Source organism: Geobacillus subterraneus (genome assembly GCF_001618685.1).
GTDB classification, from domain to species: domain Bacteria; phylum Bacillota; class Bacilli; order Bacillales; family Anoxybacillaceae; genus Geobacillus; species Geobacillus subterraneus.
Genome location: NZ_CP014342.1, coordinates 177,489 through 197,474, shown reverse-complemented (window position 1 = coordinate 197,474; position 19,986 = coordinate 177,489). Strand labels below are relative to the sequence as shown.

Genomic DNA, 19,986 nt, shown 5'->3' with positions numbered 1-19,986 from the left:
TTCCGGATACGAAAGAGAACCTTCGTCGTGGAACAGAGAACTCTTACTTCGTGAACTACCCCCACTTAATTTTCTAGCGAAAATTTGAAGTGGGGGCTTCCAAAGAAGTTTGACTGCTTCAAGCAATCCTTATTCTTTGAGGCGTGTCCACTTCGCCGCTAGAGCATAAGACACTCAGGTCTACAGCTTTACTTTTCTTTAAGATGTTTAATGCGCCATTGACATCAGCATTAATTAGTTTGCCAGACTTTGTTCGATACAAGCCGCGCTTAATACGTTTGCCGCTGAACTTATATTCTTTTGGATTGTCGGCATTATATTCAGGAATCTCATCGCCGTCAAAAAAGCTGGCTTGAGACGTATAGGATTCTTCCTGTTTCAAGAATTCAATGCCGTAAAATTCACAAAGATATTCTAGTTTTTCTTTTATGTTACCGAGAGGAATATTGACAAAGTTTTGATTTGTCTTTTTTCCTAGATTAATATTGCGTTGCCATGTTTCCGCATAGCCAATGACAAGTTTGCCAATTTGATTTTCAATACAGTAGTTAATGATGTAACGGCAAGTCTTGTTGATATAATCATTCACTTTATTATTGCGATTCATAGCAAGCAACGCCTGTTTACGAGTCGTGCCTTTGATTTTTTGCTTATCTTTCATGCTTTGAAGTCTGGCATTTTCTTTGTTAAACCATTGATTTATACTTTTTAATCTCCGCCCATCAATGATGAATGATCTGCCGTCTGATGTGACACAAGTGGCAAGATTGTTTAATCCTAAATCAATGGCCAGTGCTTTTTGGTCGTTTAATTCTCTTTGATCTTCAGGCATTTCATATTTGTACTGAATCTCAAAGAACCTGGCATGATGCTTAGGAATGATTTCAATCTGCTTAATCTTTTTGTCCAGCAACACAGGCGGAATCGTTATCGTGATAGGCTTGTGAGTCTTTTTAAATAGGCGAGAATACGGTATCGTGAATTTGTTGCCGTCTATACGAATCTGGCCAATGATCAGTGAATGAAAGCCATCTTTTTTAAGATATTTTGGAATACTGATAGCCTTGTGGTCATATTTTCCTTGTTTGGCAAGACTGATCAAACCAAAGAAAGATTTAAAGGCTTCATTGACCTTTTTTAAAATTTGCTGTGCCATGTTGCTGTTTAACAGCTTATAGTTTTCGTTAGTTTTGGCAAGATGATAGTTTTTCTCATAATTAAGAAATTCCTTGTGTTCAAAATAGTATTGTCTGACATTGTACAATCCGACGTTGTACATGTTCTTGGCAATATGGCACAGTTCTCGAAGAGTCAAGTATTCTTCTTTGGTCAAACCATTTAGCTGTTGTTTGATACAAAAATACATGTTTTCACCTCCCATCTAACTATATGATACTATATTTTACTGAATCTATCCTATTTTCAGCAAAATATAGTTAAGGTGATTCATCTCCCACTTACTCCGCTTCGCTTCGTTGAAGTGGGAGTCTTCTCGCCTAATTAAGATAAAAATAGTTTGTTCATTCATTTTACCATTTTTTCAGAATCTTTTCTCTCCGCAAACAAAAACCCGCCCCCGTTACTCGGAAGGCGGTTCGTTCGTGCGGACGATGCGCATCGGGCAGCCGGCGACCATGGCTCCGGGCGGGACGTCTTGATGGACGATGGTGCCGGCGGCGACGACGGCGCGGTCGCCGATCACCACGCCGGGCAAAATGGTCGAATTGGCGCCGATCATCACCTCATCGCCGATTACCACATCGCCGAGGCGGTATTCGTCCACTAAATATTCGTGGGCGAGAATCGTCGTATTGTAGCCGATGACGCAGTTGCGGCCGATGCGGATTTTTTCCGGGAAGAGAATATCCGGCATGACCATAAAGGCGAGCGCCGTTTGTTCGCCGATTTTCATGCCGAGAAACGTGCGGTACAGCCAGTTTTTCAGCGGCAAAAACGGCGTGTAGCGCCCGATTTGGATCACGATGACGTTTTTCAGCACTTTCCAAAACGAGACAGTGCGGTACAATTGCCAGAGCGAGTTCGCCCCGTGGACGGGGTATTTGGTCGTTCGTCTCACCGGGAGGACGCTTCCTCCTTCCGTTCGTTGATGCCGACAATGGCCAGCAAATCGCTCATTTTTTCCAACATATAGTCCGGTTCATATTGTTCCAAATACCCGCGGCCTTTAATCGCCCAGGCAACGCCGGCCGTTTTGACGCCGGCGTTTTTGCCGGCCAAAATGTCGTGGTAGTTGTCGCCGACCATGAGCGCTTCGTCTGGTTTCGACTGAAGCGCCTCAAGCGCCTTATGAATCGGTTCAGGGTCCGGTTTGGGGCGGTTGACGTCATCAAGACCGATGACACATGAGAAAAACGGCTCAAGCCGCGTTTTCCGCAAGCCCATGAGCGCCGTGTCATGCATTTTCGTCGTCACGACGCCAAGGCGAAATCCATGGCGGTGCAGCGTTTCAATCGTCTCATACACGGTGTCAAACTCGCGGATCAATTCGTCATGGCGGGCATGGTTGAACGTGCGGTACGTCTTCACCATCTCCTCGACCCGCTCCGGATTGAGCGAGCTGAACGTCTCGTACAGCGACGGGCCGATGAACGGCAAGACGTCCTCACGCCCGTAGCGGCCCGGATAATACTTCTCCAGCGTATGCAAAAACGACTGGATGATGAGCTCATTCGTATCAATCAACGTTCCATCAAGGTCAAATAAAATCGTGCGAATCATCATGAAGCGGCTTCCTTTCTTTTCGGTTGTTCAAGGCGGCGCCAAAGAAACGCCACCGCCATCGTCAGCAATACGGCCGTCACTAAGCGGATGACCAGCAGCGGCCATACCGGAATGCCAAGCGGAATGAAAATGAGGGTATCCTCCACCACCGCATGGCATGAGACGAGAAAAATGAACGCCAACGTTAAGTCGCGTTTGGAGACGCCGTCTTCTTTTGCGGCTTGAATCATGACGCCAGCGCCATACGCGAGGCCGAACACAAAGCCGGCGGCAAGGGTGAGCGACGTGTTCGGGCTCATGCCAAGCATCTTGGTCACCGGTGCCATCCAGCGCGAAAACGCCTCAATCCAGTGGCGTTCTTTCAATACTTGAATGACCGTCATTAGCGGAATGACAATCGCGACCAGCTGCACGATGCCGGTCGCCGCTTTGTTCAACGCCGCCAACGCGATCGCCACCCAGCCGACCGGCGGCGCATCTTCCTTCGGCATAAAGCCGTATTGGGCGATTTCCTGCCCCCCGTCCCATAAATGGGCGATCAGCAACCCGGATACAACGGCGAGCCCGATGCGCACGATAACCATGAGCGTCACACTCATGCCCGTGCGTGAGGCGACCGATGACTCGACGATCAAGTTATGGGAAAAAGAAAGCATGATCGCCAAAATCAATACTTCTTTCACTGTAAACTCGATCGTCAGCATCGCGCCAATCGCCGCGTACAGACCAAGCAAATTGCCGAGCACAAGCGGCACGGCCGCATCGCCGGATAAGCCAAACCATTTCATTAAGGGAGTCACAAGGTCAATGAGCCATGAAAAAAGCGGCGTCGGCTGCAACAACGCCAGAATGAGCGTCACTGGAAAAATGATTTTGCCGAGCGCCCATGACGTCTTCAGCCCGGCGATGACGCCGCGCTGCAACGTTCCAATCATATCTCCTCTCTCCTTTGCTTATCTTCTCCGCCCAACGGATCTCTTCAATCCGCATACCGTTCGTTTGCCCATCCTTTCACCCGGCGCACGATCCACAAGGCGACGGCAAAAACAATGAGGGCAATGGACATCACTTGCGCCATGCGCAAATGTTCGGTAAGCATTAAGCTATCTGTGCGCATTCCCTCAATCCAAAAGCGGCCGAGCGAGTACCAAATCAAGTACGACAAAAACAGCTCGCCGCGCCGCAAATTGACGCGCCGCAGCCAAAGCAGGAGGCAAAAGCCGGCGACGTTCCAAAGCGATTCATATAAAAACGTTGGGTGCCAATATTGGCCGTCAATATACATTTGGTTAATGATCCAATCCGGCAAATGCAAGTTTTCCAGAAACTCACGTGACACCGGACCGCCGTGCGCCTCTTGGTTCATAAAATTGCCCCAGCGCCCGATCGCCTGCCCTAAAATGATGCTTGGTGCGGCAATATCGGCGAGCTTCCAAAACGACAGCCCGCGCGCGCGGGCGAACACCGCGCCCGTCGCCACCGCCCCGATCAAACCGCCGTGAATGGCGAGGCCGCCTTGCCAAACTTTTGGAATCTCGGACAAATGCTTTGAATAATAGTCCCATTCAAACAGCACGTAGTACGCCCGCGCGCAGACAATGGCAATCGGCACAGCAAACAGCACCAAATCGACAAACGTCTCTTTCGGCAAGCCGCGTCGCACCGATTCGCGCGTTGCCAGCCACAACCCGATCAAAACGCCTGTGCCGATAATGACACCATACCAATAAATCGTAATCGGTCCCAAATGCAAAAACACACGGTCCAACGGCGCAATGGCCGGTTCCATCTTGAACGCCTCCTTTGCGGTGACGGATGGCCGACGCAGCCTCGCTGCCATCGCTCGATCTTCTGTCAATGGCCATCCTGATCGGAATTTCCTTGTTCATCTGAAAGGGCCGGTGATTGAATCAAATAGACAGCTTAAAAAGGCATTTTTCTGTTGAGAAACGTTTAGTGTTTTGAATTGTTAGAAATCAACGGCGACAGAAACCAAAGAACATTACCGGCTTTCATCATGCTCTCCGTCTTCAATCGCATCGCTCAATCGCGCCGAAAACTCCTCAGCCGCGTTGACCCCGAGCCGCTTCAGCCGGAAGTTCATCGCCGCCACTTCGACGATGACCGCCAAGTTGCGCCCTGGGCGGACCGGAATCGTTAATTTCGGCAATTCGGTATCCAAAATTTTCACTTTCTCTTCTTCCAACCCGAGCCGATCGTACTGCTTCTCCGGATCCCAAAGCTCCAAGTCGACGACGAGCGAAATGCGCTTATGCGTCCGCACCGCCCCCGCGCCGAACAGCGTCATCATATTAATAATGCCGAGGCCGCGAATTTCAAGCAAATGCTCAATCAGCTCCGGCGCGCTGCCGATCAATGTATCTTCATCTTCTTGGCGGATTTCGACGCAGTCATCGGCGACCAACCGATGGCCGCGTTTGACGAGCTCCAGCGCCGTTTCACTTTTGCCGACGCCGCTTTTGCCTGTGATCAATACGCCGACGCCGTACACATCGACGAGCACGCCGTGCACCGCCGTTGTCGGAGCAAGCTTGCTTTCCAAATAGTTGGTCAACCGGCTCGAGAGCCGGGTTGTTTTCATTGTCGAGCGCATCACCGGCACCGACTGGCGCTCAGACGCTTCGATCAGTTCGGGCGGCACCTCAAGCCCCCGGGAAACGATAATCCCAGGCGTAATATCGGTACAAAGCCGCTCCATTCGCGCCCGTTTTTCTTCCGGAGTCAGCGTTTCGTAAAACGACAGCTCGGTTCGCCCCAGCAGCTGCAGCCGCTCTGCCGGATAATAGGCGAAATAGCCGGCCATCTCAATTCCCGGCCGCGACAAGTCGCTTGTTGTAATCGGGCGGTAAATGCCCTCGGCGCCGCTGACGAGCTCAAGCTGGAACTGTTCGATGATGTCTTTTGTCCGCACTTTTGGCATAATCGGCCGTTCTCCCCTTTCTTCATCTTTTTCCATTGTAGCACGTTTTGTTTCAACGTTGAATGGAAAACATCGGGGGAAACAAAATGGAGACGGTCCATCCCGTCTCCATTACGACCGATCGCGCAGCGGCTCGATAATCGCTTTTTGCACGAGCAGGTGGAAAAACGACAAGACGATCGATGCGAGCAGCGCCGTGCCGAACCCTCCAATTTGAAACGCATCGCCCATGAGCCCCGCTGTCATCATGAGCGTGATGGCGTTAATGACAAACAAAAACAACCCGAGCGTCAATACGGTCACCGGCAGCGTCAATAAAATAAGCACCGGACGGACAACGGCATTTAACACCGCCAAAATCAAGCTCGCCAAAAACGCGGCGCCAATGCCGCTGAAATGAATATCGTCAAAATACCCGTCAATCGCCATAAGCAGCACCGTATTAATAAACACGCCAATCAACCAATGGAGCATCGCATCACCATCTTTGCTGTAAGATCGTTTTCCAGGCCGCGGCGGCCTCTTTCTGATGTTGCCTAAAAAGGCGAACCATTGCGTCATGACCCGCACATCGCCGATTCGCTTACGCAAAAGGCATACCCATTCCCTCTCTTTTTTATTTTAACACTTGAATTCCTTTGATGACATTCCAAATGACGACAACGAAGTTCACCAATCCGGCAACGAGAAACCCGAACCAGGCGATGCCGCCGCCAAACAAGAACGATTCCTCTCCCCATTGACCAAACATCACAGGAACAAAGGCCAACGCCAGAAACAAACCAATGGTAATAGCTGGAATTAAATGAGAGACGAGCGACCGTTTCGCGTGGTGTTTCACCTCGGGATCTTCCACAACAAAATACGTCACGATCGGCAAAATGAACGGCGCGAAAAAGACGCTGAAATAGCAAAGAGCAGATAGGACTTTATTGGTCGACAATTCAGTATCTCCTTTCCCTGTGTCTCTACCTGTATATACGATGACCGCCGGGAAAAGTTTCCTGTTGCCGGCACAAAAGGCGTGGCGCTCACCGTTTTCTTCAAACATGATAAAAAAACGGCAAAAGCGTTACGCCTTTGCCGCCTCATACCACGCCTGCATGCGCGCCCGGTCGCGCTCCAAAATCGGTTTCAAATAGCGGCCGGTGTAGGAAGCTTCGACCCCAGCCACGTGTTCCGGCGTGCCGGCCGCGACAATTTGCCCGCCGCGGTCGCCGCCTTCCGGACCTAGGTCAATGATGTAATCAGCCGTTTTAATGACGTCCAAGTTGTGTTCGATGACAAGCACCGTATCGCCGTTGTCGACCAGCCGATGAAGCACATCAAGCAGACGGGCGATGTCATCGACGTGCAGCCCGGTCGTCGGCTCGTCTAAAATGTAGAGCGTCCGGCCGTTCGAGCGGCGGTGCAGCTCGGCAGCGAGCTTGACGCGCTGCGCCTCGCCGCCGGAGAGCGTTGTCGCCGGCTGGCCGAGCTTCATATAGCCGAGGCCGACATCATACAACGTCTCTAGCTTGCGCTTAATTTTCGGAATCGAAGCGAAAAAGTCCAGCGCATCTTCGACCGTCATGTCCAGCACGTCGGCGATAGTTTTCCCTTTGTATGTCACTTCAAGCGTCTCGCGGTTGTACCGTTTGCCGTGGCATACTTCGCAAGGGACGTATACGTCCGGCAAAAAGTGCATTTCAATTTTGATGATCCCATCGCCATGGCACGCCTCGCAGCGCCCGCCTTTGACGTTGAAGCTGAAGCGCCCTTTTTTGTAGCCGCGCACTTTCGCTTCGTTCGTGGCAGCAAACACGTCGCGAATGTCATCAAACACCCCGGTGTAGGTCGCTGGGTTCGACCGCGGGGTGCGGCCGATCGGCGACTGGTCGATGTCAATCACTTTGTCGAGGTGCTCAAGCCCGCGGATGTCGCGATGTTCCCCCGGTTTCGCTTTTGCCCGGTGCAGCTTTTGCGCGAGCGCCTTATAAAGCACCTCGTTCACGAGCGTGCTTTTGCCTGAACCCGACACCCCGGTGACAGCGACGAACGTGCCGAGCGGGATGTTCACCGAGACGTTTTTCAAGTTGTGCTCGCGGGCGCCGACGACCTCGAGCCACCGTCCGTCCGGCTGGCGCCGTTCGGCCGGGATCGGGATGAATTTTTTCCCGGATAAATATTGACCGGTGAGCGAGTTCGGATCATTCATCACCTCTTCCGGCGTGCCGGCCGCGACGACCTCGCCGCCGTGAATGCCCGCCCCTGGGCCGATGTCAATCAAATAGTCGGCCGCAAGCATCGTATCTTCGTCATGTTCGACGACAATGAGCGTATTGCCAAGGTCGCGCATGCTTTTTAACGTCGCGATCAGCCGGTCGTTGTCGCGCTGATGCAGTCCGATCGACGGCTCATCGAGCACGTACAACACCCCCGTCAGCCGCGAGCCGATTTGCGTCGCTAACCGGATGCGCTGCGCCTCGCCGCCGGAAAGCGTGCCCGCTGAGCGGCTGAGCGTCAAATAGTCGAGGCCGACGTTTTGCAAGAAGCCGAGCCGGTCGCGAATTTCACGCAAAATGAGGCGGGCGATTTGCGCTTCTTTTTCCGTCAGTTCCAATCCGTCAAAAAAGGCGAGCGCTTCGGTCACCGACATCGCGGTCACTTCGCCGATATGCTTGCCGCCGACCAAGACGGCGAGGCTTTCTTTTTTCAGCCGATAGCCTTGGCACGTCGGGCACGGCTGTTCGGCCATATATTTTTCCATTTGTTCGCGGATGTAATCGGAGCTTGTCTCCCGGTAACGGCGTTCGACGTTCGGAATGACGCCTTCAAACTGGATATATTGTTCGCGCACCTGGCCAAAATCGGTCGTATAGCGGAAATAAATCGGCTCCCCGCCGCTGCCGTACAAAATCTTCTCCAGCTGCTCTTTTGGCAGCTCTTTTACCGGCACGTCCATCGGGATGCCGTAATGGCGGCACACCGCCTCAAGCAGCTGCGGGTAATATTGCGAGCTTTGCGGCTCCCACGGAGCGATGGCGTGCTCCTTCAATGTCAATTCATCGTTCGGGATGATAAGGTCCGGATCGACTTCGAGCTTCACCCCGAGCCCGTCGCAGTCCGGACAGGCGCCAAACGGGCTGTTGAACGAAAACAGGCGCGGCTCAAGCTCCCCGATCGAAAAGCCGCAATACGGGCAGGCGTGCTTTTCGCTGAACAACAGCTCCTCCTGGCCGACGACGTCAACGATCACTTTGCCGTCCGCGAGCTTCAATGCCGTCTCCAGCGAATCGGCGAGCCTTGATGTGATGCCGTCTTTGATCACGATCCGGTCGACGATGACATCAATCGAATGTTTTTTGTTTTTTTCCAGCTCAATGTCTTCGGTCAACTCGCGCATCTCGCCGTCAATGCGGACGCGCACATACCCTTGCTTGCGGATATCGTCAAGCACTTTCGCATGCGTCCCTTTTCTTCCCGAGACGATCGGAGCAAGAATTTGCATTTTCGTCCGCTCCGGGTACGCGAGCAGCCGGTCGACCATTTGCTCGATCGTCTGCGATTGAATTTCGATGCCGTGCGTCGGGCAGAACGGCCGGCCGATGCGGGCGAACAGCAGCCGCAAATAATCGTAAATTTCCGTCACCGTGCCGACCGTGGAGCGCGGGTTGCGGCTCGTCGTTTTTTGGTCGATCGAAATGGCCGGCGACAGCCCTTCGATCGCATCGACATCCGGTTTGTCCATCTGTCCTAAAAACTGGCGGGCGTACGCCGATAGCGACTCGACGTAGCGCCGCTGCCCTTCCGCGTAAATCGTGTCAAACGCCAACGACGACTTGCCCGACCCAGACAACCCGGTCAACACAACGAGCTGTCCGCGCGGGATTTCAACGTCAATGTTTTTTAAGTTATGGGCACGCGCCCCTTTGACGATAATTTTATCCGTTCCGTTCACCCGGCCATCATCCTTCCGCTTTCAACTCGAAAATCGCATCGCGCAGCTGGGCGGCCCGCTCGAAGTCGAGCGCTTTGGCCGCTTCTTTCATCTCCGCTTCCAGCTGGCGGATGAGCGCTTCCCGTTCTTGTTTTGTCATGCTGGCGGCCGCCGGCTTCGCCTCGTACGTTTCCGTTTCTTCGGCCGCATACGTCGCGCGGATCACATCGCGAATCTCCTTTTGGATCGTGCGCGGCACGATGCCATGTTTGCGGTTGTATTCCTCTTGAATCGCCCGGCGCCGCTTCGTCTCTTGAATGGCGATTTCCATCGATTTCGTCACCGTATCGGCGTACATGATCACATGGCCGTTCGCGTTGCGCGCCGCGCGGCCGATCGTCTGGATGAGCGAGCGCTCCGAACGCAAAAATCCTTCTTTGTCGGCGTCCAAAATGGCGACAAGCGACACTTCCGGAATATCGAGCCCTTCGCGAAGCAAGTTGATGCCGACTAACACATCATATTTGCCAAGCCGCAAATCACGGATGATTTCAATGCGCTCAAGCGTTTTAATTTCCGAATGCAAATAGGCGACTTTCAATCCCGCCTCTTTTAAGTAATCCGTTAAATCTTCCGCCATTTTTTTCGTCAGCGTCGTCACCAATGTCCGCTCGTTCCGCTCAACGCGTTCGCGAATTTCCCCGATCAAATCGTCAATTTGCCCGGCGATCGGACGAACGTCAATCGTCGGATCGAGAAGCCCGGTCGGGCGGATGATTTGTTCAACCACACCCGGGCTATGTTCAAGCTCATACGGCCCCGGCGTCGCGGAGACATAAATAATTTGGTTGATTTTTTGCTCGAACTCTTCAAAGGTAAGCGGACGGTTATCGAGCGCCGACGGCAGGCGAAAGCCATGGTCGACGAGCACTTGCTTGCGCGCCCGGTCGCCGTTGTACATGCCGCGCAGCTGCGGCAGCGTGACGTGCGATTCATCGATGATGATCAAAAAATCGTCCGGAAAATAGTCAAGCAGCGTATACGGCGTTGAACCCGGCGGTCGGAGCGCCAAATGGCGCGAGTAGTTTTCGATTCCGGAACAAAAGCCCATTTCGCGCATCATTTCAAGGTCATAGCGCGTCCGTTGCTCGAGCCGCTGCGCTTCTAACAGCTTTCCTTGTTCGCGCAGCTCGGCAAGTCGCTCCTCGAGCTCTTGTTCGATGTTTTGAATCGCAAGCCGCATTTTCTCCTCGCGCGTGACAAAGTGCGACGCCGGGAAAATGGCGACGTGCTCACGCTCGCCGAGCACTTCACCGGTCAAGGCGTCGACTTCGCGAATGCGGTCGATTTCATCGCCAAAAAACTCGACGCGGATGCAATGCTCATCGCGCGACGCCGGAAAAATCTCGACGACATCGCCGCGGACGCGAAACGTGCCGCGCCGGAAGTCGATATCATTGCGGTCGTACTGGATATCGACCAACCGCCGCAGCAACGTGTTGCGCTCGATCTCCATGCCGACGCGCAGCGAAACGACAAGCTCGCGGTATTCTTCCGGCGACCCTAAGCCGTAAATGCACGACACGCTGGCGACGATGATGACGTCCCGCCGCTCAAACAGCGCCGATGTCGCCGAGTGCCGCAATTTATCGATCTCGTCGTTAATTTTCGCATCTTTTTCAATATACGTATCCGTTTGCGGCACATACGCTTCCGGCTGATAATAGTCGTAGTAGCTGACAAAGTATTCGACGGCGTTGTACGGGAAAAACTCCTTCAGCTCGCTGTACAACTGTCCAGCGAGCGTTTTGTTATGGGCGATCACAAGCGTCGGCTTGTTCACTTGGGCGATGACGTTCGAGATGGTGAACGTTTTGCCCGTTCCCGTCGCCCCGAGCAGCGTTTGGTGCTTCACTCCGCGCATTAAACCGTCAACCAATTGTTCAATCGCCTGCGGCTGATCGCCTTGCGGTTGATACGATGACACTAATTGAAAACGGTCGTCCACCGTTTCTCCTCCCTCTCCGATCCGTCTCTCCCCATTGTATCACATCCCCTTGGCAGATGCACAAAAAACGCGAACTGATATTCGTGCCAATCAACGCAGCGATTTCCATTGCTCCCTCTTCGTTTGCCTGCGTACAGAACGTGAAAAAGCGGGCCGCTTCGAGGCCCGCCTGTCCGTCACTTCTTCAAATTGTCCAACATCCGTCCGGCCAACAAGAAGCCGGTGATCGTCGATGCAATATCGGCGACAATTTCATGCAGTTCGTCCGTATACCCTTTGACATACGAAGCGACAAGCAACGCGATCGTCAATAACAACGCGATGTATCGGTTATAAGTCACCCGGGTAAACAACAAGACAAGCAGGCACGGAATGATGAGTGCCGCGAGAAACCACATATGCTCAGTCTCCTTTACGAAACAGCTTCGGACGCCGACGCGTCCCGATTGCGCACAAACAGCAAGCCCAGCTCATGGTGCTCATCTTCATACAACGCCCCTTGGACAAAGCGGACTTCGCCGTTATGCCCGACAACATCAAGCTTACAAAACGCCCGGTTGCGCTGCAGCGCTTCGTAAAACTCCGCCTCCGTCCGCACGGGGACGCCATTCGCTTTCATAATGATTTCTCCGATTTGCAGCCCCATTTTCTCCGCTTTCGAGCCGGGGAGCACGCCGACGATCACCAGCCCTTGCGAATGGCGGGCGAAACGGGGCGGGCGGGCGCGGTCATCGCGGTGCCCGGAAAAAGCGATCCACTCGCGGCCGACGATCGCCATAACTCCTGCGACAAACGCCAGCGGTGCGTACCACACGCTAAAAACAGCCGGCAGAGTGACAAGAAGCGCAAGCCGAAGCACACGCCGTCCCTCCTCCCGCGCCGCTTCCGGCGGCATGATGTGCTGCCGGCGTTGCGAAAAGCCGAGAAGAAACGGCACAAGCCAAAATGAATACCCGTCCCCGGCCGGAAGAAGCGGCCACCACGAGGCCGGCGGCAGCGCACCGCCGGATACCGGGAGCACGAGCGGCACAAACCAAAAGCGCTGCGCCCATTGCATGCCGACTGTCATCCCCCGCTTGCTTTTGGCCAGCTGCGGTGAGACGGCCCCGTTCCGCGAGCGGAGGATGAGCCATCCTTCCGCCAACAGCAGCAGCACAAGCAACAAAGTCAAAGACGTCCCCGCCGTTGCGCCATCGGGGAATATGCGGCCCACCATCCCGCTTGGCCCGGCTAAACCGAGCAGCACGAGCGCACCGCCAACCGTATACGCCGGCGACAATAGGCGCGCCTCCATCGTTAAGCCGATGACAACGGTCAGCGCGGTCACCATCCACACCGCCTCGCGCGGCAACGCGATCCCAACGATGATCGCCGCCGCGGACAACACCGCGCCGGCTGCCCATCCCCATGTCCAGAGCCCGCGCCATTCTTGCCACGGATGATGGATGCGCACATGAAAGTCACGGCGCTCCCGCTTCATCCGCCGCCAGCCGGCGACAATCGCTAAAAAGACGCCATAATAAAGGAGCGGCTGCCGCCATACGGCCGCGATGCCTTCAAGCAGTTCCAACCCCCATGCTGCCATCCGCTTCCCCCCCTTGCTTCGTTCACGAGTCTTTATCTTCTATTCTACCAAATGGCAACGACAAATCCCATGCCTGTTGTAATCTTTTTTGCCGCTTATGGCGAATTTGCGCCATTTTCCACTTTCTTTGCCGAATCGGCACTAGTTTTGTCGGCTAGGCAGGATTTTCAATGGAGATCGAAAAAGGATATAACAGAAGATGAAAAAGGAGGAGTGGAACGATGGAATTAAAAACAGCCGATGTCGCCGCCCGACTTGGAGTCTCGCCGAAAACGGTTCAACGCTGGGTGCGGAAATATGACATTCCGCTGCGGAAAAACGAAGCTGGCCACTATTTGTTTGATGAAAAAACAGTCGCCTTGCTCGAACGGGTCAAATTTGAACAAGGCGCGGCACTCGAAGCGCCTCCGGCACCTGACCGTCCCTCGACACCGCCGCGGAACGTTCCCATTGACGCTTTGTTTCAAGGATATGTCGAACCACAATTAACCCGGGTAGCCTCGCGCCTTGATCAACTCGAACAACAATTAGAACAAAAAGCGGATGACGTTGTTTCGATTCAGCTTCTTCATCACCGCCGGGAAATGGAAGAAATCACTGCCCGCCTCACCGCCCTCGAGCAGCTTGTCGCCCGTCTCGAACAGCAGCTGAACAATCGGCCGCCTTCCTCCCATGAAACACCGGACGAACCAAAGCGGAAACGGCGCGGTCTCGGGCGGGTGATGGGGTTGTTTGCTTGACGTCCCAGGCGTTCCGCCCTGTGCAGGGCGTTTTTTTTTTTGGCAAAAAACGTTCGCGCTCCATCCGGACATCCCCATGACAGCGGCATAAGAAAGACGCATGTCCGGCGAAACGTTCTATGGGCAACGTTTGCTTTCCCCGAAACGTAACGGCGACGGATCAAGGTGCGCGCATGCTCATAGAAAATGGTTTGCCCTCCAACCGGGGATGAAAATCACCGCTCGCCGGCGCGGGATGTTCATAGAAAAGAGCCCCCTAGGCTGGGAGCTCCGACGCTGTTTATGGGAATAACACATCTAATGCTGCTTTCAACTGTACGTCGTGCTTCGGGTCGCGGATCGCTTCCATAATTTTCGCTTGCAGTACGTCAGCCGTCGTTTCATCGATCCGTCCGGTGGCCGGGAGCTGATTTGCTTTTTGGAATGCTTTCACCGCTGTTTCCGTTTCTTTGCTGAAGTAGCCGTCCGTACGACCCGGGTCAAACCCGAGCCCTTTTAACATTTTTTGCGCGCTGGCAATTTGTTCATCATTCATATCATACGCGAACGGTTTTTCCACATGGAGCGGAGTGACGTGGAAAAACTCAGGCTGCGCAACCGCCACATCCGGCTTGATTCCTTTTTTATGAATCCAATGTCCATCCGGCGTCAACCATTTGTAGAGCGTCAGCTTAATGTTGCTGCCGTCGCCCATCGGGATGGCCTGCTGCACCGTCCCTTTGCCGAACGTCGTCTCGCCGACGAGCTTATAGCCGCCTGCTTCCTTCATCGCGCCGGCTAAAATTTCTGACGCCGACGCGCTGCCTTGGTCGATGAGCACAACGATCGGATACGGTTTTTTCACCGTTAACTCAGAATAAAATTTTTGTTTGTCGCCATCGCGCTCTTCAATTTGCACATACGGTTTCTGTTTCGGGACGAGCTCTTTTAAAATTTCCTCGACGCTTTGCAAATAGCCGCCTGGATTGCCGCGTACGTCGATAATAAGCCCGTCGATTTTTTCGTTTTCAAGCTTCGCCAATTTCTTTTTAAAGTCAGCGGCCGTGTTTTCCGAAAACGACGTAATTTGCAAGTAGCCGGCCTTTTTGCCGTCATGCGTTTTGACCGCCTCATACACCGTTTCGATTGGGATTTCGTCACGGACGACTTTGACTTTCATGACATGTTTCGCGCCTGGGCGGAGAATCTCAAGCTCCACCGTCGTCCCTTTTTTGCCGCGGATTTTCAGCACCGCCTCATACAAATCGAGCCCTTCAAGGCTTTCCCCGTTCACGCGCAAAATTTGGTCGTTCGGTTTCAGTCCCGCTTTTTCTGCCGGTGAGTTTTTAATCGGCGCGACGATCGTCACTTTCCCGTCGATCATGCTTACTTCAGCGCCGATCCCTTCAAATGACGAGTCGAGCGACTCATTAAACTGTTCGGTCGTTTCCGCATCCATGTAGACGGAATATGGATCATCAAGCGTGCCAATCATGCCTTGAATGGCGCCTTCCGTCAATTGTTCCTCATCGACCTTTTCCACGTACCGGCTTTTGATCAGCTCATACGCCTGGCGGATTTTTTTCATCTCTTCGTTATCGTTTGTTACTTTGGACGGTTCAGCGGACATGACCGCTGACATCGGACTGTCCTCCGCCCCGCCGGCCAGCTGCAAGCCAGCATACGTCCCGCCGGCCCCGATGAGCATCGATATGGCCATCAATGCGGCCGTCGTCGTTTTTTTCACGTTGTTTCCTCCTCACCCTGTACATAAAGGAAAAGCACCGCCTAACGCCGTGCCATGCCCTTATCTCCATCATATGTCAGGCTTGTACTGAGTATGCTTCCCCGTTCTCGCCATAGGGGAACCGCCGTCCATCCCTGCTATTAGTTTACACGCTCGTTTTTGATTTCTCAACTCATACGGACACGGAAAAAAGAGGCATCCCCGCCGCATTGGCGAAAGATGCCCCTCCTTTACGTTTTAGTTTGGCAAGTCAATGAGCATGAACCGCGCTCCTTCGTTCGTCGACAAGCGAAGCGCCGGCGTTTCCGTTATGCGGGCTGCATCGCGCGTCTGCAATAAAGCATCACCTTGTAATGTCAAATCGCCATCAATGACAAAGACAAAGATTTTCCGTTCCTCTGGCTGGGTAAACGTCAGTTCGTTCCCTCTCTCTAAGTCAGACAAGTAAATCGTTACATCTTGGTGAATATGAGCAATCCCCGGCGAAGAAGGCTGTTTGGCCACGACCGGCAGCAGCGCATTTTTCATCTTCTCGACCGGAAACTCGGTCCGCTCGTACGAAGGCGTTAACCCGTGTTCTTCCGGCAAAAACCAAAGCTGCAAAAAGTTCACTTCTTCGGTCGCCGACGGATTCACTTCCGAGTGAACGATGCCGGTGCCGGCAGACATCCGCTGCACACCACCAAACGTCGTTACGGCCTTATGCCCGGTGCTGTCTTCATGTTGCAAGTACCCTTTCAACACGATCGACACAATTTCCATCTCCCGGTGCGGGTGAGCGCCAAAACCGGCAAGCGGTGCGACGAAATCGTCGTTTAACACCCGCAGCGGTCCAAACTGGATGTTGTTCGGGTCGTAATACTCGCCAAACGAAAAACTATGGTACGTTTTCAGCCAACCGTAATCGGCATGATAACGGGATGAAGCCCGGTCAATCTGAATCATCCTTTTCCTCTCCTTCCTTCATTATTGAAATCATAACAGCATCAAGCGCGTACCGCCCTGGTCCGGCAAGCGCCACCCCGAGCGCTACAGTGATAATGGCTATATTTATTCATAACCGTTTTGCGTCACCCAATACCCGTTCGGCCCATGTACCTTCACGATCGCAACAGCCATCGGGATAATCATGAAGAGCGCCGTCAGCGGCGTCAACAATCCAATCGCAAACAACAGCTCGTCGGCCTGTTCACTCAAGCCGGCCACCGCTGCCATCGCTTTCCCGGGCTTCAGCCCGAGCGACTCCATCCGGCTGTTCCTTGCAGCCCATATTCCCTAAACCATCCGAACCGTTTTTGCGCTCCATGCGCAGCAAATGTCAAGCCGAAGACAACCCGGATGACGAGCAAACCAAGACTTATCATAATGACGCTCTCCCAATACTATTAATACATAATTCTTGAATTCAAAATAATTATATAAAAATCAAAGGGGAAAAGGCAAGCGAAAAAAATGGGACATATCTTTGCATCGGTCATGGTCCCGATCGACAATGCCAAGCAGTTTATGAATTTCCGCCAAGGTGAATCCGAGCCCTTGCAGCCGCTTAATGAACTGGATGCGCCGGATCGTTTCTTCCGTATACAACCGATATCCGCCTTCGGTCCGCTCGGTTTCTGGAATGAGCCCTTTCCGTTCGTAGTATCGGATCGTTTCTTTATTGACATGGCATTTTTCCGCTAGTTTACCGATGCGATACGTTCCCATATCATCACCCTCGCTGAAAGTTACTAGAGTTTCCCATCGTACTTTTATTTCCACCGTTCATTGGGGACAATATCCCACATCCAAAACCTCATATCATCGACCCTGCTGAACAAGGAAACGGGGCAATGCGAATTAAGGCATCGAAAGTAACCTTCCCTTTCGATAACCAAGCCCCCACTATCCTTGTTCAAAACTTTTCTCATCTCCCCTTCGTCTATTGGCAACCCTCCAGCAGAGCATTTTGGGCAAATCTCCTTGTTCTCAATGAGATCCCGCCAGTTTGGGGCAAGCTACAGCATCCAGCCACGCCATCAAGCGAGTTCACCCTAAATAACTTGACAAGGGAAAGATCAGCATCAAACACATGCGGCCAATCCTCCCCATACGTTCGCTGAAACGCTGCTAAATCTTCCTTTGCATCCGTCTGGGGATCCACATCGACGGTCACCACTTGAACGTTCCTTTCCTTTGCTACTTCCTTCAAATTCTGTTCGATATCAACGCATGAAACGCACCAGGCGGCCATAAAGAACAGGACGGTTGGCTTTTGGTCATTGATGTTGACCGTATTTCCCTCAATATCTTTCACGCGAATGTGGATGGTGTCCTCTCTTGTTGCAGTCTTGTTTACACTCAACCATCCCACCGCCAAAACTGTGATGAGGAGGAGAACCCCGCCAAACGGATCGCTCCCCATTAAGCTTCGTTGCAACCGCAACAACAATCGATTCCAACGCTCCGTGAAACCGTGGCCTCCGTTCGAAGGCTTTCCCCCGCACAGCACGACAGTTTCGAGACATCTTGGTCAAACGTCAGCGCCGCCAGCTTCAGCCCTTCCGCCATCGTTAAATACGGAGCCAACGTGCGACGAAGGTCGTCGATCGTTAATCCGAATTGAATCGCCAACGCTGCAGCGTAAATGACCTCACCGGCATGGTCGGCGACGACATGAGCGCCTAACAGTTTGCCGGTATTCGCCTCGGCGACGAGTTTCACTACGCCGGTCGTTTCCCGGTTGACGATGGCGCGCGGCACTGCCTCAAGCGGAAGAACGGACGTTTTCACCTCATATCCGTTTTCTTTTGCCCGCTGCTCAGTCAAACCGACCGTCGCAACCGCCGGGCGGGTGAATGTCACCGCCGGAACGACGGCCGTATCCCAGCGCTGATTTAGCCCGCCTATGGCATTGGCCGCGGCAACGGCGCCTTGATGGGCCGCGACATAGACGAACTGAGGGCCGAGCGTCACATCGCCTGCCGCGTAAATCGCCGGGTTTGTCGTCCGCGTATATTCGTCCGTCCAAATTTCCCCGCGCGCCCCAACCTTGACGCCGGCCGCCTCCAAGTTCAACGCCGCTGTATTTGGCGTCCGCCCCGCCGCTACGAGCAGTTCATCCGCCTCAATGACCCCGATGCGGCCATCGACGTTCACATACACGTTTTTCGTGTCTCCTTCTTGTTTGACCCGTTCAAACGAGGCGCCGGTGATGACGCGGATGCCTTGTTCTATGAGCGCCTGGGTCACCGCTTCAGAAATTTCCGGGTCATACCCTTTCAACAGGCGCGGGCTTCGCTGCATCAGCGTCACTTCTGAACCGAGATGGTGGAACAGCTGCCCGAGTTCCAGCCCTATAGATCCGGCACCGATGACCGCGAGCCGCTTCGGCACGTTTTTCAACTCAAGCAACGTCGTGCTCGTCAAGTAGTCGACTTCATGAAGCCCCGGAATGTTCGGCACAGCTGGAGAAGCGCCAGTGGCGATCAAAAACCGTTTCGCCGACAGCGTTTGGCCGTTGACTTCAATCGTTTGACCATCGACAAATCGGGCTTCCCCTTGGATGAAGTCGAACCCGTACTCCCCGATTAAATCGGCGTATTTCGCTTGGCGAAGCTGCTTGACCAATTCATTTTTTTGCTTCACCAACGGCGCCAAGTCGACCGGACCGGCTGATGTATGAAGCCCGAGAAACGGGTGATTCCGCGCCAACGCATAAATTTCCCCGGCCCGAAGCAATGTCTTAGATGGCACGCAGCCGATATTGACGCACGTCCCCCCGACGGTTCCTCGTTCGACCATGGCGACTTTCGCCCCGTATTTCACCGCTTCAATCGCCGAGGAAAAGGCTGCCGCGCCAGAACCAATGATGATGTAGTCGTACTCTCCTTCGCCAGCGATGGCAGGGCTGGCTGGCGCGGAGATCTCCTCTGCCTCCCCCGGCTCGTAATGAGCGTTTTTGACCGCTTGTCTCGCCATGTCAATGTCGGCGTCCTCGGGCAGCGCAAATACCGCTTCCCCACGCCGGAAGCTGACGTCAATCTGCTTGGCTCCGATCTCGTTCAGTGCCGCAGCGACATGTCGTTCACAACCGGTACATGTCATGCCTTGAACGGTCATTCGATACGTTTTCATGATGAAAAACACTCCTTATCCGCCAAATGTCTCTTTCCTATTTTGTACGAACCTTCCACAAGAATCCATATCATTCGCTCTCATGATTCATTCGGAAGGGAACGCAGCACGCTCCGCGGCCATTTCCCGTTTTCCCCGGGGAACAACCATCCGTTTCGCCCGGTCGCGTTAGCTCTCGCCTTCCAACTATCATCATCAGTGAAACAAAA

Annotated in this window: 17 protein-coding genes and 3 pseudogenes; 1 reads left to right on the top strand and 19 read right to left on the bottom strand. The window is 53.4% G+C overall.

The window, feature by feature from the left end; all coding sequences use genetic code 11:
- Positions 1–118 precede the first annotated feature (118 nt).
- From GS3922_RS00855 to GS3922_RS00800, 12 genes are all read right to left on the bottom strand, one after another.
- Positions 119–1,366 carry an RNA-guided endonuclease InsQ/TnpB family protein gene (locus GS3922_RS00855; RefSeq protein WP_063164778.1) on the bottom strand — a complete coding sequence of 416 codons (1,248 nt, stop codon included), beginning with the start codon at positions 1,364–1,366 and terminating at the stop codon, positions 119–121.
- A gap of 213 nt (positions 1,367–1,579) precedes the next feature.
- Positions 1,580–2,077, bottom strand: a complete 498-nt coding sequence (locus GS3922_RS00850; protein ID WP_063164777.1) for an acyltransferase — start codon at positions 2,075–2,077, stop codon at positions 1,580–1,582.
- Entirely contained in the window at positions 2,074–2,742 is a 669-nt protein-coding gene (ppaX, locus tag GS3922_RS00845; protein WP_063164776.1) for a pyrophosphatase PpaX, read from the bottom strand. Before ppaX ends, GS3922_RS00850 begins: the two co-directional genes overlap by 4 nt.
- The gene (locus GS3922_RS00840; RefSeq protein WP_063164775.1) at positions 2,739–3,677 is read right to left on the bottom strand and encodes a nucleoside recognition domain-containing protein; all 939 of its coding nucleotides are present in this window, start codon (positions 3,675–3,677) and stop codon (positions 2,739–2,741) included. The genes ppaX and GS3922_RS00840 overlap by 4 nt, the downstream gene beginning before the upstream one ends.
- A 44-nt stretch (positions 3,678–3,721) precedes the next feature.
- Positions 3,722–4,531 carry a prolipoprotein diacylglyceryl transferase gene (lgt, locus tag GS3922_RS00835; RefSeq protein ID WP_063164774.1) on the bottom strand — a complete coding sequence of 270 codons (810 nt, stop codon included), beginning with the start codon at positions 4,529–4,531 and terminating at the stop codon, positions 3,722–3,724.
- A 213-nt stretch (positions 4,532–4,744) separates the two neighbouring features.
- Positions 4,745–5,683: an HPr(Ser) kinase/phosphatase gene (hprK, locus tag GS3922_RS00830; RefSeq protein WP_063164773.1), complete on the bottom strand. Its 939-nt coding sequence runs from the start codon at positions 5,681–5,683 to the stop codon at positions 4,745–4,747.
- A 111-nt stretch (positions 5,684–5,794) separates the two neighbouring features.
- A complete protein-coding gene (locus GS3922_RS00825; protein WP_063167267.1) occupies positions 5,795–6,157 on the bottom strand; it encodes a phage holin family protein in 363 nt (120 codons plus the stop codon).
- 142 nt (positions 6,158–6,299) lie between these two features.
- A complete protein-coding gene (locus GS3922_RS00820) occupies positions 6,300–6,626 on the bottom strand; it encodes a magnetosome magnetite crystal formation protein family (RefSeq protein ID WP_063167266.1) in 327 nt (108 codons plus the stop codon).
- Positions 6,627–6,755: 129 nt separating this feature from the next.
- Positions 6,756–9,623, bottom strand: coding sequence for an excinuclease ABC subunit UvrA (uvrA, locus tag GS3922_RS00815; RefSeq protein ID WP_063164772.1), 2,868 nt, complete (start codon positions 9,621–9,623; stop codon positions 6,756–6,758).
- A 7-nt stretch (positions 9,624–9,630) separates the two neighbouring features.
- Complete coding sequence (gene uvrB / locus GS3922_RS00810) at positions 9,631–11,610, bottom strand: excinuclease ABC subunit UvrB (protein ID WP_063164771.1); 1,980 nt, start codon at positions 11,608–11,610, stop codon at positions 9,631–9,633.
- Positions 11,611–11,786: 176 nt separating this feature from the next.
- A complete protein-coding gene (locus tag GS3922_RS00805; RefSeq protein ID WP_063164770.1) occupies positions 11,787–12,008 on the bottom strand; it encodes a CsbA family protein in 222 nt (73 codons plus the stop codon).
- 14 nt (positions 12,009–12,022) lie between these two features.
- On the bottom strand, positions 12,023–13,195 hold the full coding sequence (locus tag GS3922_RS00800) for a PDZ domain-containing protein (RefSeq protein WP_063164769.1): 1,173 nt from the start codon (positions 13,193–13,195) through the stop codon (positions 12,023–12,025).
- Between the two features lie 221 nt (positions 13,196–13,416).
- Between GS3922_RS00800 and GS3922_RS00795 the strand changes: the two genes are divergently transcribed.
- Positions 13,417–13,935, top strand: a complete 519-nt coding sequence (locus GS3922_RS00795) for a MerR family transcriptional regulator (RefSeq protein WP_063164768.1) — start codon at positions 13,417–13,419, stop codon at positions 13,933–13,935.
- Between the two features lie 280 nt (positions 13,936–14,215).
- Here GS3922_RS00795 and GS3922_RS00790 read toward each other — a convergent pair whose 3' ends face one another.
- The 7 genes and pseudogenes from GS3922_RS00790 to merA all read right to left on the bottom strand — a co-directional run.
- On the bottom strand, positions 14,216–15,661 hold the full coding sequence (locus tag GS3922_RS00790) for a S41 family peptidase (RefSeq protein WP_063164767.1): 1,446 nt from the start codon (positions 15,659–15,661) through the stop codon (positions 14,216–14,218).
- A 237-nt stretch (positions 15,662–15,898) separates the two neighbouring features.
- Positions 15,899–16,606, bottom strand: coding sequence for a pirin family protein (locus GS3922_RS00785; RefSeq protein WP_063164766.1), 708 nt, complete (start codon positions 16,604–16,606; stop codon positions 15,899–15,901).
- Positions 16,593–17,025, bottom strand: a pseudogene (locus tag GS3922_RS00780) (DoxX family protein). The gene GS3922_RS00785 and the pseudogene GS3922_RS00780 overlap by 14 nt, the downstream one beginning before the upstream one ends.
- Positions 17,026–17,110: 85 nt before the next feature.
- Positions 17,111–17,368 (bottom strand): annotated as a pseudogene (locus GS3922_RS00775) (MerR family transcriptional regulator); the annotation flags it as partial.
- Positions 17,369–17,412: 44 nt separating this feature from the next.
- Complete coding sequence (locus GS3922_RS18450; RefSeq protein WP_366663853.1) at positions 17,413–17,571, bottom strand: hypothetical protein; 159 nt, start codon at positions 17,569–17,571, stop codon at positions 17,413–17,415.
- A gap of 11 nt (positions 17,572–17,582) precedes the next feature.
- The gene (locus tag GS3922_RS00770; protein ID WP_143424827.1) at positions 17,583–18,089 is read right to left on the bottom strand and encodes a TlpA family protein disulfide reductase; all 507 of its coding nucleotides are present in this window, start codon (positions 18,087–18,089) and stop codon (positions 17,583–17,585) included.
- 50 nt (positions 18,090–18,139) lie between these two features.
- Positions 18,140–19,777, bottom strand: a pseudogene (gene merA / locus GS3922_RS00765) (mercury(II) reductase); the annotation flags it as partial.
- Positions 19,778–19,986 lie beyond the last annotated feature (209 nt).

What these genes read in the sequence shown, in the direction of transcription:
- GS3922_RS00855 (WP_063164778.1), bottom strand. Translation starts at nt 1,366, where the DNA reads ATGTATTTTTGTATCAAACAACAGCTAAATGGTTTGACCAAAGAAGAA.
- ppaX (WP_063164776.1), bottom strand. Translation starts at nt 2,742, where the DNA reads ATGATGATTCGCACGATTTTATTTGACCTTGATGGAACGTTGATTGAT.
- GS3922_RS00840 (WP_063164775.1), bottom strand. Translation starts at nt 3,677, where the DNA reads ATGATTGGAACGTTGCAGCGCGGCGTCATCGCCGGGCTGAAGACGTCA.
- lgt (WP_063164774.1), bottom strand. Translation starts at nt 4,531, where the DNA reads ATGGAACCGGCCATTGCGCCGTTGGACCGTGTGTTTTTGCATTTGGGA.
- hprK (WP_063164773.1), bottom strand. Translation starts at nt 5,683, where the DNA reads ATGCCAAAAGTGCGGACAAAAGACATCATCGAACAGTTCCAGCTTGAG.
- GS3922_RS00825 (WP_063167267.1), bottom strand. Translation starts at nt 6,157, where the DNA reads ATGCTCCATTGGTTGATTGGCGTGTTTATTAATACGGTGCTGCTTATG.
- GS3922_RS00805 (WP_063164770.1), bottom strand. Translation starts at nt 12,008, where the DNA reads ATGTGGTTTCTCGCGGCACTCATCATTCCGTGCCTGCTTGTCTTGTTG.
- GS3922_RS00800 (WP_063164769.1), bottom strand. Translation starts at nt 13,195, where the DNA reads ATGGCAGCATGGGGGTTGGAACTGCTTGAAGGCATCGCGGCCGTATGG.
- GS3922_RS00795 (WP_063164768.1), top strand. Translation starts at nt 13,417, where the DNA reads ATGGAATTAAAAACAGCCGATGTCGCCGCCCGACTTGGAGTCTCGCCG.
- GS3922_RS00785 (WP_063164766.1), bottom strand. Translation starts at nt 16,606, where the DNA reads ATGATTCAGATTGACCGGGCTTCATCCCGTTATCATGCCGATTACGGT.
- GS3922_RS18450 (WP_366663853.1), bottom strand. Translation starts at nt 17,571, where the DNA reads ATGAGAAAAGTTTTGAACAAGGATAGTGGGGGCTTGGTTATCGAAAGG.